The 23,610-nt window shown below is 45.8% G+C and carries 15 protein-coding genes and 1 pseudogene; 10 read left to right on the forward strand and 6 right to left on the reverse strand.

The window, feature by feature from the left end; all coding sequences use genetic code 11:
* Positions 1 to 24: 24 nt before the first annotated feature.
* Positions 25 to 675: a beta-phosphoglucomutase gene (gene pgmB, locus ACRRNK_RS02295; protein WP_433945212.1), complete on the reverse strand. Its 651-nt coding sequence runs from the start codon at positions 673 to 675 to the stop codon at positions 25 to 27.
* 93 nt (positions 676 to 768) lie between these two features.
* The gene (locus tag ACRRNK_RS02300; protein WP_433945213.1) at positions 769 to 1,803 is read right to left on the reverse strand and encodes a LacI family DNA-binding transcriptional regulator; all 1,035 of its coding nucleotides are present in this window, start codon (positions 1,801 to 1,803) and stop codon (positions 769 to 771) included.
* Positions 1,804 to 2,102: 299 nt separating this feature from the next.
* Between ACRRNK_RS02300 and pulA the strand changes: the two genes are divergently transcribed.
* A complete protein-coding gene (pulA, locus tag ACRRNK_RS02305; RefSeq protein WP_433945214.1) occupies positions 2,103 to 4,766 on the forward strand; it encodes a type I pullulanase in 2,664 nt (887 codons plus the stop codon).
* A 96-nt stretch (positions 4,767 to 4,862) separates the two neighbouring features.
* Here pulA and ACRRNK_RS02310 read toward each other — a convergent pair whose 3' ends face one another.
* The 3 genes from ACRRNK_RS02310 to ACRRNK_RS02320 form a co-directional block, all read right to left on the reverse strand.
* Positions 4,863 to 5,246, reverse strand: coding sequence for a VOC family protein (locus ACRRNK_RS02310; RefSeq protein ID WP_433945215.1), 384 nt, complete (start codon positions 5,244 to 5,246; stop codon positions 4,863 to 4,865).
* Positions 5,247 to 5,888 (reverse strand): DL-endopeptidase inhibitor IseA family protein, encoded by a 642-nt coding sequence (locus ACRRNK_RS02315; RefSeq protein ID WP_433945216.1) that lies wholly within the window; start codon positions 5,886 to 5,888, stop codon positions 5,247 to 5,249. It lies immediately after the preceding gene.
* A 506-nt stretch (positions 5,889 to 6,394) separates the two neighbouring features.
* Positions 6,395 to 8,137 (reverse strand): alpha-glycosidase, encoded by a 1,743-nt coding sequence (locus ACRRNK_RS02320; protein ID WP_433945217.1) that lies wholly within the window; start codon positions 8,135 to 8,137, stop codon positions 6,395 to 6,397.
* A 551-nt stretch (positions 8,138 to 8,688) separates the two neighbouring features.
* Here ACRRNK_RS02320 and ACRRNK_RS02325 point away from each other — a divergent pair.
* From ACRRNK_RS02325 to ACRRNK_RS02360, 8 genes and pseudogenes are all read left to right on the forward strand, one after another.
* On the forward strand, positions 8,689 to 9,987 hold the full coding sequence (locus ACRRNK_RS02325) for a sugar ABC transporter substrate-binding protein (RefSeq protein ID WP_433945218.1): 1,299 nt from the start codon (positions 8,689 to 8,691) through the stop codon (positions 9,985 to 9,987).
* Between the two features lie 93 nt (positions 9,988 to 10,080).
* Positions 10,081 to 11,409 (forward strand): ABC transporter permease subunit, encoded by a 1,329-nt coding sequence (locus ACRRNK_RS02330; RefSeq protein WP_433945219.1) that lies wholly within the window; start codon positions 10,081 to 10,083, stop codon positions 11,407 to 11,409.
* Positions 11,406 to 12,251, forward strand: a complete 846-nt coding sequence (locus ACRRNK_RS02335) for a sugar ABC transporter permease (RefSeq protein WP_433945220.1) — start codon at positions 11,406 to 11,408, stop codon at positions 12,249 to 12,251. Before ACRRNK_RS02330 ends, ACRRNK_RS02335 begins: the two co-directional genes overlap by 4 nt.
* 156 nt (positions 12,252 to 12,407) lie before the next feature.
* Positions 12,408 to 14,459: a methyl-accepting chemotaxis protein gene (locus ACRRNK_RS02340; RefSeq protein ID WP_433945221.1), complete on the forward strand. Its 2,052-nt coding sequence runs from the start codon at positions 12,408 to 12,410 to the stop codon at positions 14,457 to 14,459.
* Positions 14,460 to 14,723: 264 nt separating this feature from the next.
* Positions 14,724 to 14,918, forward strand: a pseudogene (locus ACRRNK_RS02345) (transposase); the annotation flags it as partial.
* A 164-nt stretch (positions 14,919 to 15,082) separates the two neighbouring features.
* Positions 15,083 to 15,613, forward strand: coding sequence for a type IV pilus modification PilV family protein (locus tag ACRRNK_RS02350; protein ID WP_433945222.1), 531 nt, complete (start codon positions 15,083 to 15,085; stop codon positions 15,611 to 15,613).
* Positions 15,597 to 16,130 carry a type II secretion system protein gene (locus ACRRNK_RS02355; protein WP_433945223.1) on the forward strand — a complete coding sequence of 178 codons (534 nt, stop codon included), beginning with the start codon at positions 15,597 to 15,599 and terminating at the stop codon, positions 16,128 to 16,130. The genes ACRRNK_RS02350 and ACRRNK_RS02355 overlap by 17 nt, the downstream gene beginning before the upstream one ends.
* Before the next feature lie 12 nt (positions 16,131 to 16,142).
* The gene (locus ACRRNK_RS02360) at positions 16,143 to 17,843 is read left to right on the forward strand and encodes a hypothetical protein (protein ID WP_433945224.1); all 1,701 of its coding nucleotides are present in this window, start codon (positions 16,143 to 16,145) and stop codon (positions 17,841 to 17,843) included.
* 83 nt (positions 17,844 to 17,926) lie between these two features.
* Here ACRRNK_RS02360 and ACRRNK_RS02365 read toward each other — a convergent pair whose 3' ends face one another.
* Entirely contained in the window at positions 17,927 to 21,682 is a 3,756-nt protein-coding gene (locus ACRRNK_RS02365) for a DUF5057 domain-containing protein (RefSeq protein ID WP_433945225.1), read from the reverse strand.
* A 261-nt stretch (positions 21,683 to 21,943) separates the two neighbouring features.
* On the opposite strand from ACRRNK_RS02365, the gene ACRRNK_RS02370 reads away from it, so the two are divergent.
* Positions 21,944 to 23,608: a GspE/PulE family protein gene (locus ACRRNK_RS02370; protein WP_433945226.1), complete on the forward strand. Its 1,665-nt coding sequence runs from the start codon at positions 21,944 to 21,946 to the stop codon at positions 23,606 to 23,608.
* Positions 23,609 to 23,610 lie beyond the last annotated feature (2 nt).

The raw sequence follows: 23,610 nt of genomic DNA on the forward strand, positions 1-23,610 counted from the left end.
TAATATCAGATCAGTGATTAAGTATTATAGTTCAGCTAACCGGCTTACAGACATTTGCTGAAGTGAAGGAATAACCAGATTGGCACGGCTGAGGGTATCCGGACTTCCGATACCTACACTGCGCATCCCTGCGCGCACCGCAGCTTCAATACCTGCTTCCGCATCTTCGAACACAACACAGTGCTCAGCGGGAATTCCAACCTCTTTGGCTCCCAGTACGAACACTTCAGGGTCTGGCTTGGCAGCAGCTGTCTTGGTACCATCAATGATGGCATCGAAGTAAGGGGTGAGGCCCGTATTATTCAGAATCAGCATGGCGTTCTTACTCGCAGAGCCGAGAGCCACCTTCAGACCGTTAGCACGGCATTCCTTCAGGAACTCAAGAGCTCCGGGAAGAATCTCGGTTTCGTCCATACTTGTAATGGATTCTACATACCAGTTGTTCTTGCGTTCAGCAAGCTCCAGCTTGGCAGCGTCATCCAGCTTGATTCCGCCAATTTCAAGCAGAATCTCAAGAGATGCAGTCCGGGATACCCCTTTAAGACGCTCATTGTCTTGTTCCGTAAATACAAACCCAAGCTCTTCAGCAAGACGTTTCCAAGCCAGGTAGTGATACTTAGCAGTGTCGACTAGAACACCATCGAGGTCGAATAAACAAGCTTGAATAGATGCCATTAATGATTCCTCCTCTAAATAGCGCAAACGTTTGTACAAATTGTTAAAAATAAATGAAGCATTTCAGCTTCAGTTATTTGTGTGCCCCGCAAGTCACCTCTTCGGCAGTGACAGCATAGAAGATTCCCGTATCATCAAGCGATGCGGAATAATCTGACGAGTCTGATAAGTTATATCTTCACCGTTCTGGATGTTCTGAATTAGCATTTGAGACGCGGTGTAGCCTAGATGATAGATACCGATGTCAATACTGCTGATAGGCGGCGTGGACAACTCCGATAACGTAATGTTATTAAAGCTGACCAGGCAAATATCATCAGGTACTTTGAAGTTAAGCTCGTGTAGACCCCGCAGAACTCCGAATGACACCATATCATCGACGACAACAAGAGCGGTCGGGCGATTCGGAAGGCTCATAATGAAGGACATGGCCCTATAGCCACTGTCTTGCAAGAATTCACCTTCAACAATCCACTCGGGACGCATCTCAAGGCCCGCATCAATCAGTGCATTCTGATAGCCCTTCATCCGGTCTTGCGAGACTGTCAAATTCGGCGGACCGCTTACGAAGCCGATGCGTTCATGGCCCATAGAGATTAGATGCTTCGTCGCATCATACGCGGCTTGAACATTGTCTGTATCTACAGACAAGGCATCAGGATGGTCATTGCTTCTGCCGACGATCACAAATGGATAATTGTTCGCATGCAGAAATTCAATCACCGGATCATCGTTACGGGAATATAGAAGAATGGCTCCGTCTACACGGCGCCCCTTTAAGAGCCGGGCTACAGCTTCGACTTCTTCCTTCTCATTCGCGCCTGAACTGATCAGTACGTCATATCCGGAACGGTTAGCTTGAGTGACAATACCGCGAATCAACTCCATAAAGAACAGGTTGGAGAACAACTCCTCTGCCGGTTTGGGGAGAATAATGCAGATGCTTTCGGTTGTCTTCGACACCAGGCTCTTAGCCATAATGTTAGGGTGATAACCTAGCTGCTCCATAATCTCCTTCACTTTATTGGAGGTTTGAGTACTGATTCGAGGGTGATTGGATAATACCCGGGACACGGTGGAGGGTGAAACTCCGGCCTTCTTGGCAACATCCTTGATGGTTACAGCCATGGCAACCTCCTTTGTGGAACCGTTTGCTTTTACATTGTAATCTTAATCGAAAGACATTGTAAAGTAAATAGAGACCTATGCCAGCAAGAATTTTTTAGCGTTCAAAAGGGAAGAGGGAACCAAGCGTGGCGCTGATTCATACACTATGGGAGCCGCAGATTTCACGTCTGGTATGAGGCGTGCATCCGTAGGGAGGCACGTACATTTCTTCCGGCGAGGAGATCCTATACGGGAAGCACTCCAGTCTCGGAAAGCGCATACAGCAAGCCCTCGCGGAACTGACAGGATGTGATTGCAACGTGGAATGGGTGACAGGTGCAGTGCAGCCCGGAACCGGGTTGAGGTATAAGTATACGATTCATTATTACCGTTATGATCAGCAGTTTGCAGGCTGGAACATGTGGATATGGTATGACCATAAGGAAGGGTGCAGTTACGCTTTCCATGCTGTGGATGAGAGAGGATTCGCAGTGGCTACAATAGAGCTTCCCGTAACCCGGATAGAAATCATAACGAGATGGAGCATGAACGGTAATGATTGGGCGGATCAGGAGGTTGCGAGGCGAGTTGTTATACCGGAAGGCGGCCGGGAGGTCGATGTCTGGCTCGTCCAAGATGACAAACAGGTGATCTATGACCCTGCTAAAGCTGATGTGTCTCCTAGATTCCGTTCAGCTCTTGCGGATGCTGCGGACACGTTAATCGCTGTAACAAGCGAATATATTGCGGATGAAGATATACAGACTACTCAATTAATCGATGCGGTGACGCAGGAGACCCTGCCTGTATCTGTGGTGAGGTCAGGAGACTGCCATCTCATCATAAAGCTTCTTAATGTTGAGCAATTCGACGTGACAAGGATTTATCTGTTAAAGAGCCGCCATTTCTCGGCAGCCAAGGTGACCATGCGCCATATTTTGGATCAACCTAAATTTTATTATGAACACCAGGATCTTGGCGTAACTTATACGCGGGCCGGCAGCAGCTTCAAGGTATGGGCCCCTACGGCAGCCAAGGTAAGTCTCTTATTGTATGACGGTGCCGGAGTTTATAATACCGAAGGACTTGTCATCGATCAAAGTGACGTGCGGAATACCGTGCCCATGAAGCGGATTTCCTGCGGGGTATGGTCAACCGTGATTAGCGGCAATTTGGCAGGTCAATGTTATATGTATCTGGTGGAATTTGCGGACGGAACCTCGCATGTGGCCATCGACCCCTATGCCAAAGCCGTAACCGCCAATGGGCAGAGAGCTGTGGTCATGGATCTGGCCGCGTCGAATCCGTCCGGATGGGCTGCCGGGGAGAAGCCACCGATGAAGCAGTCTACAGATGCGGTGATTTATGAGCTTCATGTTCGTGATTTCTCGGTTGATGAGAACTCTGGTATGGTGCACAAGGGGACATTCAAGGCGTTTACCGAGTTAGGTGCCTCCACACCAGATGGGCTTAAGAGCGGGATAGAGCATCTGAAAGAGCTGGGCATCACCCATGTACAGCTGCTTCCCTGCAGCGATTATGCTACGGTTAATGAACTGCCTACCGTGGGTGGTAAGGGGCTAAAGTCCTTGTACAACTGGGGATATGACCCGCAGAATTACAATGTTCCTGAGGGCTCCTACTCGACGAATCCGTGTGATCCGGTGGTTCGGGTCCTGGAGTTCAAGGAGCTGGTGCAGGCGCTTCATGACCAGGGACTCCGGGTTGTGCTCGACGTGGTATATAACCATACTTATTCCACGGAGGAGGGCCCCTTTGACAGGATTGTACCCGGATATTACTACAGGACAACGAGTACGGGCAGGTATACCAATGCTAGCGGAGTGGGGAACGAGCTGGCTTCGGAACGCCCCATGGTAAGAAAGTACATTCTGGATTCGGTCCGGTACTGGGCGGAGGAATTCCAGGTCGATGGCTTCCGTTTTGATCTTATGGGCCTGATTGACATAGGCACAATGAACGAAGTGACCCGGATGCTGCGTGGGATTAACCCCGATATTCTAATCTACGGCGAGCCTTGGGATATGGCGGGAACGACCCTGCCGCAGGAGAATAAGACCTTGAAAGGCTCCCAGCGGAACCGGGGGTTTGGCGTATTTAACGATAGCTTCCGCATAGCAATCAAAGGGGACAGTGATGGAGGGCAACGGGGATTTGCTACGGGTGAGCCGGGGAGGGAAGGAGATATCGCCGCCGGGGTAAAAGGATCAATCGATACGTTTACCGAGGTCCCTGCTGAGTCTATCAATTATGTAACTGCTCATGATAACTACATTCTCTGGGATAAAGTGATTGCAGCTCGGGGACTCGCACACGATATGGGTATGCTTGATATGCGAGATGGTGCGCTTCGCGGCGGTGGTTCTGTTGAAGCTGCCGTGAACCAGGTAGATCCTTATAAAGGAGTAGGAGAGGGGCCTCGCGTACTGCTTAACGAGTTAGTAAGGCGGACGCTGCTTGCTAATGCCATCATACTAACCTCGCAGGGAATTCCTATGATTCACGCCGGAGATGAAATGCTCAGGACCAAGTATGGGGACCATAACAGCTACAAGAGCCCGGATGTCATAAATAAGATACGCTGGCGGAATAAGCTGACATTCCGTCATGTATTTGATTATTATAAAGGGCTTATCAGACTGCGAAGGGCGCACCCCGCCTTCCGAATGAGTACTAAGGAGGCCGTGACAGAGCATTTGCAGATTCTGCGTGCGGAAGGGAACGTAGTTTCTTTTCAGATCGCGAATCACGCCTGCGGGGATACCTGGAATAGTATTGTTGTGATTTATAATGCGAATGAAGAGGCCTGCGACGTAAGTCTGCCTCCGAATACCGGTCGCTGGCATATCGTTGTTAACGACACCGCTGCCGGAACAGCCGTCCTTGAAGAAATTGATGGGGCCAGGGGAAGCGTTCGAGTTCCAGGAATTTCAGTCATGGTGATGTATGATCGGGAGAAGTGAAGAAGCCAGATACGCAGGTGCATATATAAAAGGCCCTACCAGGAATCAGATGATCCAGGTAGGGCCTGTCCGCTTGCTTGTAGTAGGCTTTGACGGCTAGGGTGCTACGACTTCAACCTTAATCCGGTCAGGGTCCTCGAAATATACGGCATAATGGCTGGAACCACCAGCGTAGGGATGCTTATTCTCATAAAGAATGGGGATACTCTTCTCCCGTAGCTGGCGGGTAAGACCATTAACTTGTTCTTTTGAAGTCGCTCGGAATGCCAGATGGTTCAGACCTACCCGAGAGCGGTGGTAGGGAATATCCAGAAATCGCTCTTCGGTCTGAACGAACACAAGGTAGGTATCCTGGCTCTTCCAGCTGAACCCGCCTTCCCACTGCTGATATGGGGTGTAACCAAGCTCATTCAGAAGCCAGCCCCAGAATTCCGAGCTCTTACCGAGATCGGACACATACAGCTCGATGTGGTGCAGCATTTAGAATATCAGGTGAGGTGCCGTATCTACTCTCCAGTAATCGCCAACCTTCTCGAACTTCACAACGATATACTTGGAGCTTTCCTTGATCTCTTTGGGGAAGGGAACATTGATCTTGTAGACCCGCTTGGTCGGGGTCATGCTGATCATCTTGGCCGTGGCTCTCTCGAACTCAAGCAGGTTGCCGGTATCGGCATTCAGCTGAGCAAGACGTCCTTCGTGAACGATGATGAATTTCTTGATAAAAAATTCACTGGCCTGCTTGGTATAGCTTTTCATCAGGTATTTCAGCAGCTCGTCCTTCGTATCGATATCCGCGGATAAGTAGCGGTATTCCTTCCCATTCTCGGTAAAGGTCTCGAGCTCCCCTGTTCCTGTTCCGCCGCTAAGCGCGTAGAAATATCTCTTCTCTGCTTCGACAAGAAGTGGAACCGCGGTCTCGTGGTTCAAGCTCTTAATTAGGGTAGGGTCTGTGACTTTCTGAGCTGGAGCAGTCTTTTTGTCTGCCTTAGTTGCAGGAGCTGCCTGTGTTTTTGCAGCGGACTGAGCTCCAGTAGCAGCAGGTGCAGCCATGGCCATGCCAGCTGAGGTTAAGCCCATTGCGAGTGTAAGTATACCTGCAGTAATTTGTTTAGATTTCATGTTGATCGCCTCCACCTAGTTAAACGCACTCAAGATGGTAAAAGTTTCATATTCTGCGGCAATCGACAAAATGGTGAAAGTGAATTATCGATCTTTAATCACAGAGTTAGCAACAAACATTAATCCAGTAATTACAGCTGCAGCTAACCAAGATATTTCCGTATCAAAAAGGCGTGGAACGAAAAGGAAAAGTATGGTCATTTTAAATCACCTATATTAAAGGAAGAGATTGGGTTTGTATGTTACAAAGATCATAGCAAATAGTGACTCTAATTCTGACCGTCGGCAGTATTAGAGTCAAGACTACGGATTCCCCAAAAGTGAATAATATGATGAACGGAAGAAAGTGATCCGACAAAAGTTGTTTTCTTGCTACTCTTTATTCTAATCAAGCAAGAGCAGATAAGAAGCGGCTGAAGATGGACAAGTCTCCCCAAGAATTATTCCAACTTCAGCCCCGCTTGGGCCACAAAAACAAAAAAGCCGCCTTTCGGCGGCTTTCTACACTATTTCGCGGACAAAATAGCGAATCCATAAGCTGGAAGGCGCACGGACAGCTTGCCGCGCTCGGCGTTCCATTCTTGGCCTGTGAATTCATCTTTCCAAGAATTCTCGTAGACATCGACTTCAATGGACTGAATTGTACTGTCATTGTTCAGCATGACAATCACGGTCTCGTCGCCAAGGCGGCGTTCGTAAGCCAGCTTCGTTTCTCCTTTACCGGCCGAGAGGAACTTGATTGTACCCGTACGCAGCGCAGGATGATCCTTTCTAATCTGAATCAACCGCTGATAAAAGGCGAACAATTCACGGTCCTGCTGCTCAGGCTCCCAAATCATGCATTTACGGCAGTCAGGGTCGAATCCTCCATCCATCCCGATTTCATCCCCGTAATAAATACACGGAGTACCCATATAAGTGAAGAGGGAGACGGCGGCCATTTTCAGCTTGTCCTTGTTCCCTTCGCACAGGGTCAACAGGCGGGCAGTATCGTGACTGTCGATTAGATTGAAGGCAACCTCGCTGGCCTGCTGAGGGTATCTCGACAGCTGAACGGCGATGGCGCTGGCGAAACCGCTCGCATCCTGGGTGCCATTTACGATGAAGTCAGTCAGCGCGAATGTGAATGGATAGTTCATTACGGCATCGAACTGGTCACCCTGAAGCCATGGGGACGATTCGTGCCAGATTTCGCCTAGAATATAGGCATCCGGGTTCACCTTTTTCACCACTTTACGGAATTCGCGCCAGAAGTTCTGATCTACTTCATTGGCTACATCCAGGCGCCAGCCATCAATGCCGACTTCCTTGATCCAGTATTCAGCTACCTTGAGCAGATACTCCTTGACCTCAGGATGCCCCGTATTCAGCTTAGGCATATGTGGCTCAAAGGCAAAAGCATCATAACTAGGAATACCATCCTTGATTTCAAGCGGGAAGCTGTTCACATGGAACCAGTCTTTATATTTCGACGCTTCGCCTTTCTCCTTCACGTCGAGGAATGGAGCAAAGGTGCCTCCCGAATGGTTGAACACAGCATCCAGCAGAATGCGAATACCCCGGTCGTGACAGAGCTTAACGAGCTTCTTGAGCGTTTCAGCGTCACCGAACTGTGGATCGATCTTCAAATAGTCCTCGGTATCATACTTGTGGTTCGTAGTGGCTGCAAATAGCGGCGTGAAGTAAATGGCGGTAATGCCAAGCTCGCTCAAATGATCCAAATGATCGATTACCCCTTGCAGGTCTCCCCCAAAGAAGTTATCCCGCTCAGGCTTTCCTCCCCATGGAAGCGTTCCTTCGGGATCATTGCTAGGATCCCCATTCGCAAAGCGTTCAGGGAAGATTTGATAGAACACGGCATCCTTCACCCAGGCTGGCGGCGTGTACACATCAACTGGATTTATGTAAGGAATCTCGAACAAGCGGTCTGGATTGGGTGGCATGTTCGGGGTGAATTCATACTCGGTCATCCAGAGCTTCTCGCTGCCGCTTTGCAGCAGAAATCCATATTTAAGCCGGCGGTAAGGAGGCTTCACACTGCATTCCCAGTAATCAAACATTTCATCCGATGCCATCACGCGCATAGGTACAAGCTCTCTTGTATGATCCCATGCATATTTATCACCAGTCCAAGCATACACGTTAGACAGGTCATCTTTTTTGGTCCGGATTCGGAGGTGAATGGTCTCCTTGTCGTAGGCGTAAGCCCAGTTCAGCTTTGGTCGATGATAGACAGCTTCTAATAGCATTCTGATTCCCCCTGAGATATGGTGTGTAGATACAAAAAAGGCACATCCTGTCTCTATAATCCGAGCGAGGATGTACCTTGTTGGTAACATTGCCTTTTTGTTTTGAAAGAGTACCAAAGTATCCCTCCAAAAAGGATCAATCTTTCGTTGCTCAGGATTATATCATGCCCATATTAATTTAAACAATAGGATTTAAGAAAAAACATTCAAGCCAAAAATCCGAAAAATTTTCATGGTTGCAATGCTTCTAATAATGGGTCAATTTATAGGCAAAATGCACCAAAAATAAGAGATATATTGCGATATAGGGAGGAAAACGAAGCGTAAATCAGTAAACAAAGGGTAAATGGGCTAAAATGACGAATGCAAACGTTTTTGCAATGCCAGAGATGTGATGTATGATGTCCCTAGGAATTAAGCGCTTCCAATCCGAAAGCTTGCTAAATCAGAGATAGAAACAGGCGAAGAAAATAGCTTGCTTCAAGTTTTGAGGAAACGTTTGCGCTGATCATTTCCTGTAAACTGTTCGCTAAAAATGGGAGGGTTATTCAATGAAAATCAAGAAATTAGCGGTTTTGCTTGCAGCGTTCTCGATGGCTGTATCCATCACGGCATGCGGACCTAAGAAAGCTTCCGAGCAGGTACAAACGCCGGCTGACTCCAGTACAACCACAGAGACAACTACCGCTACTACGGAAGTGAAGCCTGAAGACGGCGCCAAGCTGGTTATTTGGGAAAGTAAGGATGAAAGATCATTTACAGATGAGATTGCAAAGCAATTTACTGCTAAATACAACGTTCCAGTCAAAGTTGAAGAAGTAGCTCCGGTTGACCAAGTAACCAAATTGACTCAGGACGGTCCTTCAGGACTTGCCGCTGACGTAGTCATCTTCCCGCACGATGCCCTCGGTAGAGCAGCAAGTGCTAACCTGGTACTGCCAAACGATTTGTTTGCAGAAGAGACAACCAAGAACAACACAGAAAGCTCCATCAAAGGTGTTACTTATAACGATGTCCTCTACGGATACCCTAGAGCGGCTGAGACTTACGCACTCTACTACAATAAATCCGAGGTAAAAGAAGCTCCTAAAACTTTTGAAGATGTTCTAGCATTTGGTAAAACGTTTACTGATAAAGCGAAGAAGAAATACGGAATTATGTGGGAGACAGGCAACATGTACTTCAACTATCCGTTCATCGCAACTACTGGCGGATACATCTTCGGTAAAGACGGTACAGATAAAGACGACATTGGTATCAACAATGCAGGTGCAATCGAAGGTCTGAAAGTATACCAAAGCCTGAAAGAAGTGCTCCCAGTGAAGAGCGGTGACATTACGCCGGATATCAAACGCAGCTTGTTCGGCTCTGGTGATGTGGCTATGGATCTTAATGGACCTTGGGAACTTGCGGGATATAAAGCAGCTCTTGGCGATAAACTGGGTGTAGCTCCAATCCCAACTATTGGCGGCAAAACGGCGATTTCCTTGGCGGGGATCAAAGCCTGGTACGTAAATGCTTACACGAAATATCCGAATGCAGCTAAACTGTTCGCTGAATTTGCTTCTACCAAAGACGCACAGCTGCTTCTGAACGAAAAAGTAGGTTCGATCCCAACTAACAATGAAGCTCTTGAATCCGATCAAATTAAGAGCGATCCATATCTGTCCGCTTTCGCAGAACAAACCAAGAACTCTCAGCCTATGCCATCCATCCCTGAAATGGGTAACGTATGGAGCCCAGTGAACGCTGCTCTTCCAGAGATTTGGGACAACGGCAAAGATCCTAAAGCTACCATGGACAAAGCGGCACAACAAATCAAAGATTTGAACAATGGTGCTAAGAAATAATTAGATTGTGAATTGGGGATAGATGCATTATGAGGCCCGCCGCATAAGCGGCGGGTCATTCCCCGATCGCCGGGAGAGGAGAAGAGAAGGCACATGGATCGTCACCGCACAAGAGCCACGATACTGTCGATACTTAGCTTGGGACTAGGACAAATATATAACCGCCAATATATTAAAGGCGCCATCTTCTTGCTGGTTGAGGTTTTAGGGATTGCTTATTTTATTAACTATTTGGGTTTTGCAATTTGGGGAATTACGACATTAGGGGATACACCTACTGGATTCGTGAAAGTTAAGTCTGCTTCGGGCATGATGGTCTCCAAGCTGGTGCAAGGTGACCACTCGATTATTATTATGATTCAAAGCTTGATAACTTTGCTCTTCCTGGTTCTATTTATCATTGCGTACATTATGAACATCAAGGATGCCAATCGTATTGGCAGCTTAAGAGACCATGGACATAAACCGAACAACTTCAAACAATCGGTTCGATATATTCTGGACTACAAATTCGCGCAGGTATTTCTGGTACTGCCGGCCATCGGTATTCTGTTCTTCACCATTATGCCGATTGTCTTCATGATCATGCTGGCATTTACCAATTACGCCGCACCCGATCATATTCCGCCCGCGAAGCTCGTTAACTGGGTTGGATTTGAGACGTTCACCAATTTAGTCTCTCTGGGTACCTGGAGCCATACATTCTATGGGGTACTTACCTGGACCATTATTTGGGCGATCCTATCCACCATTACAACGTATTTCGGCGGTATGCTGGTAGCTCTGCTGATTAGCCAGCAGGGGATTAAATTCAAGGGAATGTGGAGAACGCTGCTTATTATTCCTTACGCGATTCCACAGCTTATTTCCTTGCTTGTTATGAAGAATCTGTTCAACGGCCAATTCGGCCCAATCAACCAATACTTTGGTTACTTTGGACTTAGCGGTCTGCCTTGGCTAACCGATCCATTCTGGGCGAAGGTAACTGTTATCTTGGTTAATATGTGGGTGGGAATTCCGGTATCCATGCTGCTCATTATGGGCGTGCTTACGACGATTCCGAAGGATATGTATGAAGCAGCTGAAGTTGACGGGGCGACAGGCTTCCAGAAGTTCAAGATTGTTACGCTGCCTATGATTCTCTTTACTACAGCGCCAACCCTGATTACCCAGTTCGCCGGTAATATCAACAACTTTAATGCGATCTACCTTCTGACTGCGGGGAATCCGGTGAACGGGGACTACCAATACGCAGGTTCAACCGACTTGCTCGTAACCTGGCTGTATAAGCTTACCCTGGATCAGAACAAGAACAACATGGCCTCTGCGGTCGGCATTATTATATTCGTGATTGTCGCATCCTTCTCGATTTATAACTACCGCCGGACGAGATCATTCAAAGAGGAGGATATGATCCAATGATCGGACGCAAACTTGCTAACAGACTGCGCTTGACCATCAGCTATATCATATTGCTAATTCTAGCTGTGTGTGCGCTGTATCCTGCTTTGTGGGTGGTGCTGGCTTCTTTTAGACCAGGTAAGTCGCTTTACAGTAAGACCTTAATTCCTGAAAGTTTTACCTTGGATCATTACAAGGAATTATTCACTTCTAACACATTTATGTTCACGCATTGGTATATGAATACGCTTAAGATTGCCATATTCTCTATGATCTTTGGCGTACTTTTGACCTTGCTCACGAGTTATGCCGTATCCCGGTTTCGCTTCCGGGCACGGAAGACTGCCTTGTCTATCGTTCTTGTGCTTGGGATGTTCCCGGGATTCATGAGTATGATCGCAATCTTCCTGCTGCTCAAAGAGCTCAATCTATTGGATACGCATGCGGCACTGATTATCGTCTATGCCTGTGGTGCTCCGCTCATGGGCACATTCATTGCCAAAGGCTTCTTCGATACCATCCCGAGATCTCTGGATGAAGCGGCCCGGATTGACGGAGCCAGCAACTTTATGATCTTTCGCCGGATTATTCTACCGCTGTCGCGTCCGATGCTGACGTATATGGCTCTGACTCAATTCGTCGGGCCTTGGGTAGACTTCATTTTTGCAAGATTGATTCTGCGGACCAAGGAGAACTGGACTCTGGCTGTTGGACTCTGGGATATTGTAAATACGAGCCAGAACAGTAACTTTACCCTGTTCGCCGCGGCTGCCGTATTCATTGCCATTCCGATTATTATTTTGTTCATCTTCCTGCAGCGCCTGCTTGTAGACGGATTGACCTCTGGAGCAAGTAAGGGATAATTGACGCTGGATGGTGGGGTTTTGGCTCCATATGGAAATATTACAATTGAAGAAGCACAGTCTGTTATGGGACTGTGCTTTTTCTATAACCAATTTCTTACACGAATTGTAAATTCATATCTATTAATGCAGAAAATTCATTAGGGTGGGATTATCTTGAAGTTGGGTTCGAAGATAGGTTGGAAGTCGGTAGGGACGAAGCTTTTCCTGGTAGTATTCATTACTATTGTTGTGTTATCGGCGGGACTTGGGCTGGTCTCCTATCAGGTGTCCAAAGGAATTATTCAGGAGCAGGTGTCTTCAGCGTCATCCGAGGCCATTAAGCAGGCGGCTGATAAGCTGGACTTTCTCTTCAGCCAATACGAATCCCAGTCACGGCAGCTCGCAGTGGATCCTATTCTCAGAGCTGATCTGGTGACGGTCAACTTACCGGATCTCGGTACTGTAGAGAGAACACAGACGGAAGATCGTATCAAACGAAGACTTGATGCTCTCACAGGCTCTGACGATCGGCTAACCAGTGTGAAGCTGGTTTCGAATGTTGATGGCAATATATCCTCCATTCAGTCCGGATCTGCTGGAGTCAGAACGGATGAATCTATCCAGGCCAGACTGAAGCAGATTAAGGAAGCAGATGGGGAACCGGTATGGATCCCTACCCTGAACAAGGGATTCTTTGGTGCCACCAGTGTTCCGGAGTTCACCATGGGTAGACTGCTCAAGAATATGCAGCATCCGGAAGCAGAGTATATCTTGTTAATGGAGATTAAAGAATCCTCGCTTGGAACGATTCTTTCCAACCTGAAGATTGGTAATTCAGGTGAGGTGAGACTGGTCACCGCGGGCAACCAGATTGTGCATGCGAAGGACAGCAAGCTGCTGGAGAAGGAGTCTTTTATCAAAGTAAGTCCGGCTCAGACCAAAGGGAAAGACAGGTCATTCACGACTAACAATGAGCAAAATGTAGAGAATCTCGTTGTGTTCCAGCCGCTTGCGACTTCGGGATGGACACTTCTGGGATATGCTCCAACCAGCGACTTCCTAAGTGCGGCTGACCGACTGCTGACCATTACCCTTATCGTTATTGTGGTGGCCATTATCCTCGCGCTATTAATCGGATATTACATGATTCGGATGGTAGGGAAGCCGCTTAGTAAATTGTCCAAACTCATGGAAGAAGGGGAGAACGGGAACCTTCAGGTACGTGCCGCATTCAAGAGCAATGATGAAATTGGCCGCGTGGGACAAGCCTTTAACCGCATGATGACCCGAATTTCGAATTTGGTCGAACAGACGAATGCGACTGCTCTTAAAGTGCTGGGCACAGCCGAGGAACTGGCTTTGGCATCGAAGAGCACCTCTCAGGCCGCTGGAGAAATTGCCGCGGCGACCCAGGAAATTGCTCAGGGTGCTTCAAGCCTTGCCGTAGAGGCCGACAGGGAAACTCAAATCGCCGAGGATATCGGAGTCAAGATGGACAAGGTGAATGTGGCCAATACTTCGATGGGCGAGTCTGCGGACCGGGCAATTGCGGTTAGTGTTCAGGGAACTGAATATATGAAGGAACTGGTTGATAAGACGGGGGCCGCCTCCGAGATGACGGAATTGATCCAGGAGAATTCAGCCAAGCTGACGAGAAGCACCGCCTCTATCCAGAGTATTCTGGCTCCTATGATTGAAATGACCAAGCAGACGAATATTCTGTCGCTGAATGCATCTATTGAAGCAGCAAGAGCAGGTGCGGCAGGCCGTGGATTCAGCATCATTGCTGATGAGATCCGCAGTCTGGCCCAGCAGTCGAATGAATCTATTCAGTCTGTATCGAATATTACCGAGCAGATTCAGCAGGATATTGAGAATACCGTTGAGGTGCTGAATAAAGTATCCCCGTTGTTCGATGAACAGCTGGAATCGGTACGCGAAGCATCAACCTTCTTCACAAGTGTGCGGAAGGAAATGGAGCAGTTCTACCAGCATATTGAGAATTCTTCGGAATCGGTGAAGGAACTGAGTGAATCGCAGTATATCCTGGGTGATTCCATATCCAGTGTCAGCGCAGTAGTCGAAGAGACTAGCGCCTCGACCCAGCAGGTGGCCTCTATGTCCTCTGAGCAGTTCAAGGTCAGCGAGCAGCTGGTCGCGCTCTCAGTCCAATTGGAGCGCTTGGCAGAGGATTTGAAGAAATCCCTGACAGGATTTAATACTTAAGTAGCCGCGCTTTGAACATAAGACCGACCTTTCTGCCGAAAGGTCGGTTTTTGTCATATTTTGAACCTATAAACGGTGTACAAAGCATTGCTGCAAGGGAATGCGATGATATAATGGAAATATGAGATATTCTAGGAGTTTTATAGTAAGATATAGGACTTTAGGAGAAGGTGGGGATCGTGATGAAGCAGCTGGGGAGTAAGGATCAGGGATTTTCACTAGGCTTATCTGAAAGCGAACCATCGCTTCCTGAATTACTTCTAGCTGCTACGCGGCGTGTGGGAATAGAAAGAAGCGTTCACGACTTGGTATGACTGCTCGCCGAGTTATGCCGTTGCCAAGCTGGGATTTGAGCGCTGGTGCAAGCAAGGCGATCAGATCGAACACGTTGCCGTCCAAAGTGCGCTAAAGACCATGCGCAATTGGCAAGAGGAGATCGTGAATTACCATTAATGCCGATGAACAAACGCCACCGTAGAAGCCGCCATAATCGCATTACAGCCTTTCAACGCTGCAAGAACCGATTTTGAGGTTGAGCCTGAGAAACAAGGACAGTGTGTAGTAGAATAAGTGGTAGTCGTATAGTCATATATTGCGGCATAACACGGTAAGAAGGTGATGAAATGGATAGCAGTAACAAGAAAAATGGGGACCTTGGATATAGTCTTGTCGAAGTATTGGCAGCTCTAGTTATTCTATCGATTGTTACATTGGCAATGACCGCATTCTTTACCAGTTCCTTGTCATTTACGAAAGGGAATCAGAGCAAGACGGTAATGGTAAATCTAGCGCGAAATGCCTTGGTCTATTTAGAGAAGCAACCGTTCGATCCCATCAAAAAGTACTATATTACCGATAACAATAACGAAATTGCATGTGATCCAGATCCCTTGGGTTGCAACACTATGATAAGCGGGCTGGTTGACGATCCTCACATCCTATACCAAGTATTGAATCCAACGATCAACAAAGTGCAGTATAAGCTTACCATTGAATACCAACGGGACATACATAACAAGATGTTAAAGGAACAGAAAAGTATGGCTGAATTGTTGATTCCGATCCAGGTGAAGGTAGAGAGAGCAGATGGCAGGGGCGGTAATCGCAATATCACTGGAGTAGAGGGGTATATTTCTAGTGAAAAAATTCGTTAGTATCCTTCGATCGAAGCGGGGATTCACATTAGTTGAGCTTCTCGCAAGCGTAGTACTAGCATCTCTCCTCGCCAGCATCATATTCTCAATCATTATGTTCGGGATTAATTCTTATCAGAAAATACAAGTAGAGAATGAGCTTCGGGATGAAGCAGATCTCTTAATGTCTTCTATTATTACCGATATGTATACATTTGGGCCCGATTCCGTAAAAGAAATAAGTGGTGGAATTCTGTTTGAGAAGACAGAGATGGATGCGGACAATAACATGGTGACTGTATCCAGAGAAATGCATATTAATTCTGATGGTAAACTTGTATTCAGTAGTTCGGGCACAGAACGTGTATTGGAATCGCGATCAAAGATTGTCCTGCCTGACACTAAAATTAAATTGAAATGCAGCAGACCAGATCTGGAACGTTGCAGAAGCGGTATGATTGAAATTATGTTAGTTATTGCACAAGAACATAATGGACTTACACAACAGCTTAAACTTGAAAGCAAATTCGGGTTTTAGGAGGATCAGCATATGGTACGTAATGAACGCGGTTATGCCCTTATCCTCGTTTTGTTTATGATCATCATATTTATGGTGCTCGGAACGGCGGTGTTAAGCGCAAGCATCGGCGGTGCTACTCGAACAGAGACTAGAGAAGATGACATCCAGAGTCTTCACCTTGCTGACAAAACCCTAAATGAAGCCGTTGCCTATCTAGTCTCTCAATTCGATGAGAGAGAAGATATTTCTCCTGATGAATTAAAGCTTAAAATGAGCCAAACCGCACTTAACGATATGAAGAGTAAAATGAAGACGAATACCGATCTTGCTAACGCTAGCGCTGAAATTACAGATATAACACTTAAGCAGCCTACATGTGTTACGAACTGTACCGTAGTGTTAACTGCAGAGGCCACAGTTAACACTACGAAACGTACCTTGAGGCAAGAAGTATCGATTCATTCCTTTCCTGAATTCTTGAAATATGCATTCGGTTCTGAGAATAACGTTATTCTAAACGGAGGAGTGCAGGGGATGGGAGGGAGTGTATATGCTGGAAAAGAATTGCTTATTAACAATTATGCCAGGTATATATACAAATCATCACCAGAGGTGCGCTCGTATAGATCAATCTATCCTCAACTTGGATTGGATGAGGAAGATAAGATTTATGTTCAATCGCTAGATAGCATTAAATATGATATTGGAGGCACCTATCTCAAGTTTATGAACAATAAAGGGATAGATGAGTTGCTTGGTGACGAGGTTACGAATGACAAGATTCAATTACGCAATAAGAAGAAGTTTGTTTCTATTAATGTGGACGAGACTTTTCTGGATAAGACGACAGAGGCCGTGGGTGAAGATAAGAGAAGTGCGATTAAGAATGCAATAGAGAATCGGAACTTTCATTCATTTGAACTGGCCCTCGGGCCTATCGCGACGATGCTTCCTCCTCCCGTGGAACCGAAAGATTTTAGCAATATTGTAGATATTGAGAACTACGAGCTTGCCAAAGATGCCTATGCCAATCAATTTATTGATATGAGAGATTCTACCCTGCACAATGGAGATCTAGACGTGAATGGCATCGATTTGAAGAAGATCACCTACGCAGGCGATGAGAACACGCGCCAAGGGAAATGGCTCATTGTGAATGGGGATTTGAATATTGTAAATGAGAATCCTGATGATTCAAAAATAGTGATCAGTGCGAATATGCTCGTAACGGGTGACGTAACAATCCGGGGTAAAGTGGACGTAGACGCCGCTATATATACGTTGGGTAGAACAACGATTGAGGATGCCACAATCCGAGGATTAAGTAACGGATCAGGCGGACGCAAGCAATTGATTATGATTTCTAAAGGGGAAATACTCATTAATCGTGTTGATGCGTTGGAGAATGACAGGGGGAATTATTCCGAGGATGGTAAAAATACTTTGGATGCTTTCTTCTATACCGATGCTTCAGGAGAACTGTATGGGGTCGGTTCAATCTTCTGGCTTCATGGCGGGTTCTTTGCAAAGGGAGATTTAACGATTAATGCGGTGCGGGGAGATGTGGGGGATGATAGTAGTGACTTTGTGTTTGGATTACAGGATAAATCGAAAGTTCCCCGCTTCGTCATCGACTACTATGATCAGTTCTATGAGTATCAATATTCAGGCCTGCCCCGTGTTAAACAGCTAAGCGTAGAGGCAGGGGCAAGAAGATTAGTTCCGAATTAACATAATGTTTTAGCAAAACATAATACGAGCATGACACTAAGCGTATTACACGCTTGTCATGCTCGTATTATTGTTTTCTACGTCTAATATTTGCCCTGACCATCGTAGTGCTTCTTTACGGTAATTTCCGTTCCAGTGAATACGTTGGATTTATCATGAATCGAGAATACTTTTACGCTAGCCTTACCTGGTTTCATTGTCCTTACTACACCGTTAGAATCAACAGTTAGGACATCAGGGTCGGAACTTTCCCACCTCAGAAAATCGTAAATGTTACCTTTTCCATCTGTTGGATCAGAAGCGAGCAAGTTATTGAATTCTTTTGTAATGCCAGTGTCTAGTGTCATCGTACTTGGAAGTTGCAGTTTAACTGGGGCTATGGAGACCGTATTCACGAATGATTCAGTATAGCCTAACGATGTCGTAATCGTTAGCTTAATATCGACATTCCCATGCTTGAGAGCTCGATAGGTTACGGTGTCGGTCGTATCTCCGCCTCTGAGCTCTATCTCGCCGGCAGAAGCATCATCGGCAATCGTCACATCACTCCAGCTATAGCTTTTAATGGAGTCCCCCTCGGCTAGTGTTATCGAATTGGGTGTAAGCGTGAACTTTTTGCCAAGTGCAACACCTGTAGTATTAAAAGTAAGTTCTGGTGCAATGACGCTCACTGTCGCACTAGCCGAGATACTTTTATTTTCCTGTGATGTAATTGTAATGACAGTAGTGCCTTTAGTTATACCGGTTATCTTACCGTCCTGGGTTACGATGGCAACGTTAGGATCACTGGAAGCCCAGGTAATAGGCACGTTGGTAACATTAGCCGGTACAAACTGCGCTGTTAGTTGTTTGCTCTGATTCACATATAAAGTAGTGCCCGTGAGATTTAATCCGGTTAGCTTACTTTTGACTGTTACATTGGCTGTTTTCGAATACGTGTGTCCTTGATTTGTCTTTACTTCTAGGCGAACGACTGAGCCCCCAGCTTGCGCCCCTCGAACTATAATAGACGCTTGATTCGCAGGAGCTTTGAAGGAGATGAATTCGCTGCCTGAATCTATAGTCCACGTATAGGAGGTAATATACTCATAATCTGCGGTTAGCAGCTTGGAGTTAAGTGTAATTTCGTCACCGACAAGAACTTCGCCAGGACCCTCAATATACAGTCCAGGGTCAACTACCTTGATCTTGGCTGTGGCCACTAATCCGCTGCCATCTAAAGCAGTGAGCTTGACAACGGCGGTGCCCAGCGCTTTACCCGTCACGACCCCGTCACTTGTAAGTCCAGCAATCCCGGGTTGGTCGATTTCCCATTTGAAGGGTACATTCGTTAAATCACTTGGTGTGTACTGGGGCAGCAATTTCACACTGTCACCAACGAGGAGCGTTTGATCACTTAGGTTCAGTGATGTAAGCTTGGTTACGGCCTCTAAGGTCACACTAGGAAATGACAGCTTAGTTTTTGTTGACTGGTTGATATCACTAAACGTAAGAGATCCACTGTTCAAGGGATAGAAGCCGTTCTTCGTGGGAATCACTTTGATCGAGAAGCTTACCGGGTCAGCTGTGAACAAAGTGTCGGTACCCTTTTTCGTATAATGAACGTTGCTTAGTGTACCTGAAATTTGATACCCATTTGCCAGGCTTCCCTTCTTGTCGAACCCTGGCGGGAGGGATACAACCTCCATATTAGCAGGAAGCTGCTCATTGAACCCGACACTGGTCACGTCCATGGATGTGCCTACACCTGTGATTGGCTTAGGTGTGATGGTATAATTCATCGTTACTGTACTTCCGGTGTCTACTTTATTATCAACTGGTTTAACGTTATTTGAATTTAAGAAAGTACGTGACAATTCAAGGCTGGCGTTAACTTTAGCAACCTTCACTTTAATCTGTTTCTTGGATTCGGCGCCTCTACTATCCTTGGCGATAATCTCAACAGTTAGGTCGCCCCCGTTAGGGAGCGGATTGTCGAAGGATTCGTTAATAGTAGTACCTGAAATGATAGGTCGATTATCAATCTTTGTAACTCTTCTTTCGACATTACCATCTTGGTAAATGAAATTCACTGTTGTCTTCAGTGCGGTATCCCCAATATCCAGATCCTCTACTAAATAATGTACCGGGATAGCTTCATATGTAGGTATGAAGTTATTCAATGTCGGATTGTATTCAACTGGTGAGAATACAGTAATGACAGGTCCGTGGTTTGCCATTGTAAAAGCACGGTACATCGTATTTAGGAATAATTGTCGTTCTCCGACTGTATAACCCGTCTTTGTCTGTCCAGTATGACCGGAGTTTGTAAACGTCACATTTCCTTTGGAATACGTATAGTAGTGGTTCCAGCTGTCACTTGCTGTTCTGCCGCCTGATAGATTGTACCAGGGAATGACTTCCGGATCATTAAGATCTAGTGTGTAATACTGACCGTGGGTGCTTCCCACTGAAATATCTGATGGTAAAGCAAAGGGGAAATCTGTTAATAAACCGGTGTTTACTTTCTTGGTATCTGTAGTAAAGCTGTTATCGATATTTCCTGTATTATTTACCGGCGTAATCATACCTGCAATGCCCCTGAAGTTGTTCCAATATGCGCTTCGATTTCCTTCTCTGCTGTAAGGGTTGAATGTGTCATGGGTGAACATGACGCTCTTACCTGAATCTATATATTTCTGCAATGCATCCCTTGCTGCCTGAACTTCAATGAATGCAAATTCTTTGTACTCATGTGCAAATCCGAAGATGAGCATGTCATAGTCTTGCAGGTTGTTATACCAGGTTGGACCGGCGAAGTCGTTAATACTCCTGGCTGTGAACTTGATCTCATAATCGCCATCTAAATAGAGATAGCTGCTATCGAAATTGTAATCCTTATCTAGTCCAGCGTCGTCCCCACTGTTATTTCCTCTAAATTGAAGTACATTGATTCTCTTCATTTCATCTTTAAACCGGAAGTTTCCAGCTTTCACATCATTAAGCGTTGTGTTGTTATCAATTAGCTCTAATCGCCAATATATAGGACCAGAATAACCTCTCGGCAGGGTGTAGGATAATGTGGCGCTTGCTGCTGTAACCTGGGCGCTTTTTACCAGTTGTTTCTCGGTAAAAGGAACAGCGCCATCCGTTCCAAGATACAGGTTCACAGTCATGTGGCTGAGATCGACTGCATTCTCAACGGTGTAGTCGAAAGCAATTTTCTCGCCTCTTGTATATATTTTGGTCGTTCCGACATATTCTAGCGGCTTGCTAGTAATTTTCAGTTTGGGACGTAGATTGCCTTTCGTACCGAGTGAAGTTTTGCTGGCAAAGCTGGCTCCGTTGCCAAGATCAGCAGGGCCAACGAACAGAACGTTACTCTTGCCAGTTATAGATGTAATAAATTTATACAGTTCGCCTGTTGTTTTCTGCTTCATGTAACCGCTGTTAGAATCTTGGTACACAATAAACGGAAGTCCCTTGTTTACAAAGTACTTCTTAAGCTCATTCACTTTAAGTGGAGTAATGTCATTCTGTTTGGAGCTTGTGTCTAACATCATGTAGGCTGGATCAGGGTCATAGATTCCTTTACCTATATATACAGCATCATATTTCCCATCCAAATAGTCCCTGGATCCTACGAATTGCTTCATACTGTAAGTACTTAATTCCAGCTTGAAATCATTAAAACTAAGCGATGATAAATCTGACTGTCCATTATCTGTAATTTCCAGCACCTTGATCACCAGTGTACCAGAAGCTTCAACTTTGGATGAAGAGCCGTTCATCGAGTTGAACAAACCGACCATAAGTAATATAACAAGCATGACTGACAGTGAAGTATGCCAACGTTTCATGGATTTGACCGACCTCCTAATTAGTGAATTTTCAAGTTATCCACCTGATTTTACATTTTACAATAAAAAAATGGTGCTTTAAGACTATTAGTTTAAATAAATATATTGTTTTAATTCCCACTAAGTTTATAATTAGTGTAAAATAGGGAACCAATAGTTGCAATAGTGTGTATGGAATTATTACTTATTACCCAGATGTTAGATATTTTGTAATAAATGACAGTCGCTCTTATATTATCAAAATGTAAATGGGGTATTAGTATGGTTGCTGGTAAGAAGAAGTTAGGGGATTTGTTAGTAGAAAACGCTATCATTACTCAGGAGCAGCTACAGACTGCTCTGCATGAACAGCATAATACGAAGCAGAAGCTGGGAGATTGGCTCATATCCCAAGGTTATATTACCGAGCAACAACTGCTCGAAGTGCTGGAGCTGCAGTTTGGTATTCCTCAAGTGAATCTTTTTAAATATCAGATTGATCCGGCTATCACCCAGATAATCCCTGAAAGTATGGCAAGACGCTACTTAGTCATTCCTTTCTATAAAGATGGTGACCGGCTCATGGTCGCTATGGCAGATCCATTGGATTATTTCGCAATCGAAGAATTAAGAATGAGTACAGGTTTCCGAATCGAACCGGCTATTTCCAGCAAGGACGATCTGCAGCGTGCATTGGCTCGTTATTATGGTCTTCAGGATTCCATGACCCAAATGATGGTTGATCTATCTGCGGTTGAGGAAATTACTGAGTTGGAAATTACTGATGAAGATGCTCCGGTAGTTCGATTGGTGAATCAGATGATTCAACAAGCCGTACAGCTCCGGGCATCAGACATTCATGTAGATCCGGGTGAGAACGGTGTAACGATTCGTTATCGTATTGATGGCGTACTTCGGAAGGAACGGGCGATTCCAAAACAAATGCAAGGCTATATTATTGCGAGACTGAAGATTATGGCACAGCTTAATATAGCAGAGCGTAGATTACCGCAGGACGGAAGAATGAAGTTCCAATATGATTTTAAAATGATTGATATCCGTGTATCTTCATTACCTACGGTTGACGGCGAGAAGATTGTACTCCGGCTGCTGGATCTTACATCTGGAATTAAAGCAATTCAAAATTTAGGATTTAACGACCACAACCAGAGGACATTCCAAGAAATGATTGAGAAGCCCTACGGAATTCTGTTAATTACAGGCCCTACGGGAAGCGGTAAAACGACAACCCTGTATTCCGCCCTTAATCAATTAAATACGGATGAGAGGAACATTATTACCGTTGAAGATCCTGTTGAATATCAATTGGAGGGCATTAATCAGGTACATGTGAATCCTAATATTGGCCTTACCTTTGCTGCTGGTCTTCGCTCTATTTTAAGACAGGACCCGAATATCATTATGGTCGGCGAAATTCGGGACAGCGAGACAGCCCAAATTGCTATACGGGCATCATTAACAGGTCATTTGGTGCTCTCAACATTGCATACCAATGATTCTGTCAGCTCGATTACTCGATTCAGGGATATGGGTGTGGAGTCATACTTGATCGCCTCATCGCTCATCGGTATTGTTGCTCAGCGTTTGGTTAGACGAATTTGCAGTGACTGTAAGGAAATGGTTGCTGTGTCTCAAGAAGAGTCTTTCTTCCTAAGAAGCAGAGGGATTTATGCAGAGCAAGTACACAGGGGGAGAGGCTGCGGAAGTTGCAATATGACCGGTTACCGAGGACGGGTCGCCATTCATGAGGTACTCTATGTGAATAATGAAGTTAGAGAACTTATTAACTCTTCTGCTACCTTGAATGAGCTGCGTGAAGCTGCAGTCAAGCAGGGGATGATTCAACTGATGGAAGACGGTCTGGATAAGGTACTACTAGGCGTTACTACGCTGCAGGAAGTACTTCGAGAGACGGCTGTAACTTAGGT

It is taken from the genome of Paenibacillus sp. SN-8-1 (assembly GCF_050995535.1).
Lineage (GTDB): Bacteria > Bacillota > Bacilli > Paenibacillales > Paenibacillaceae > Fontibacillus.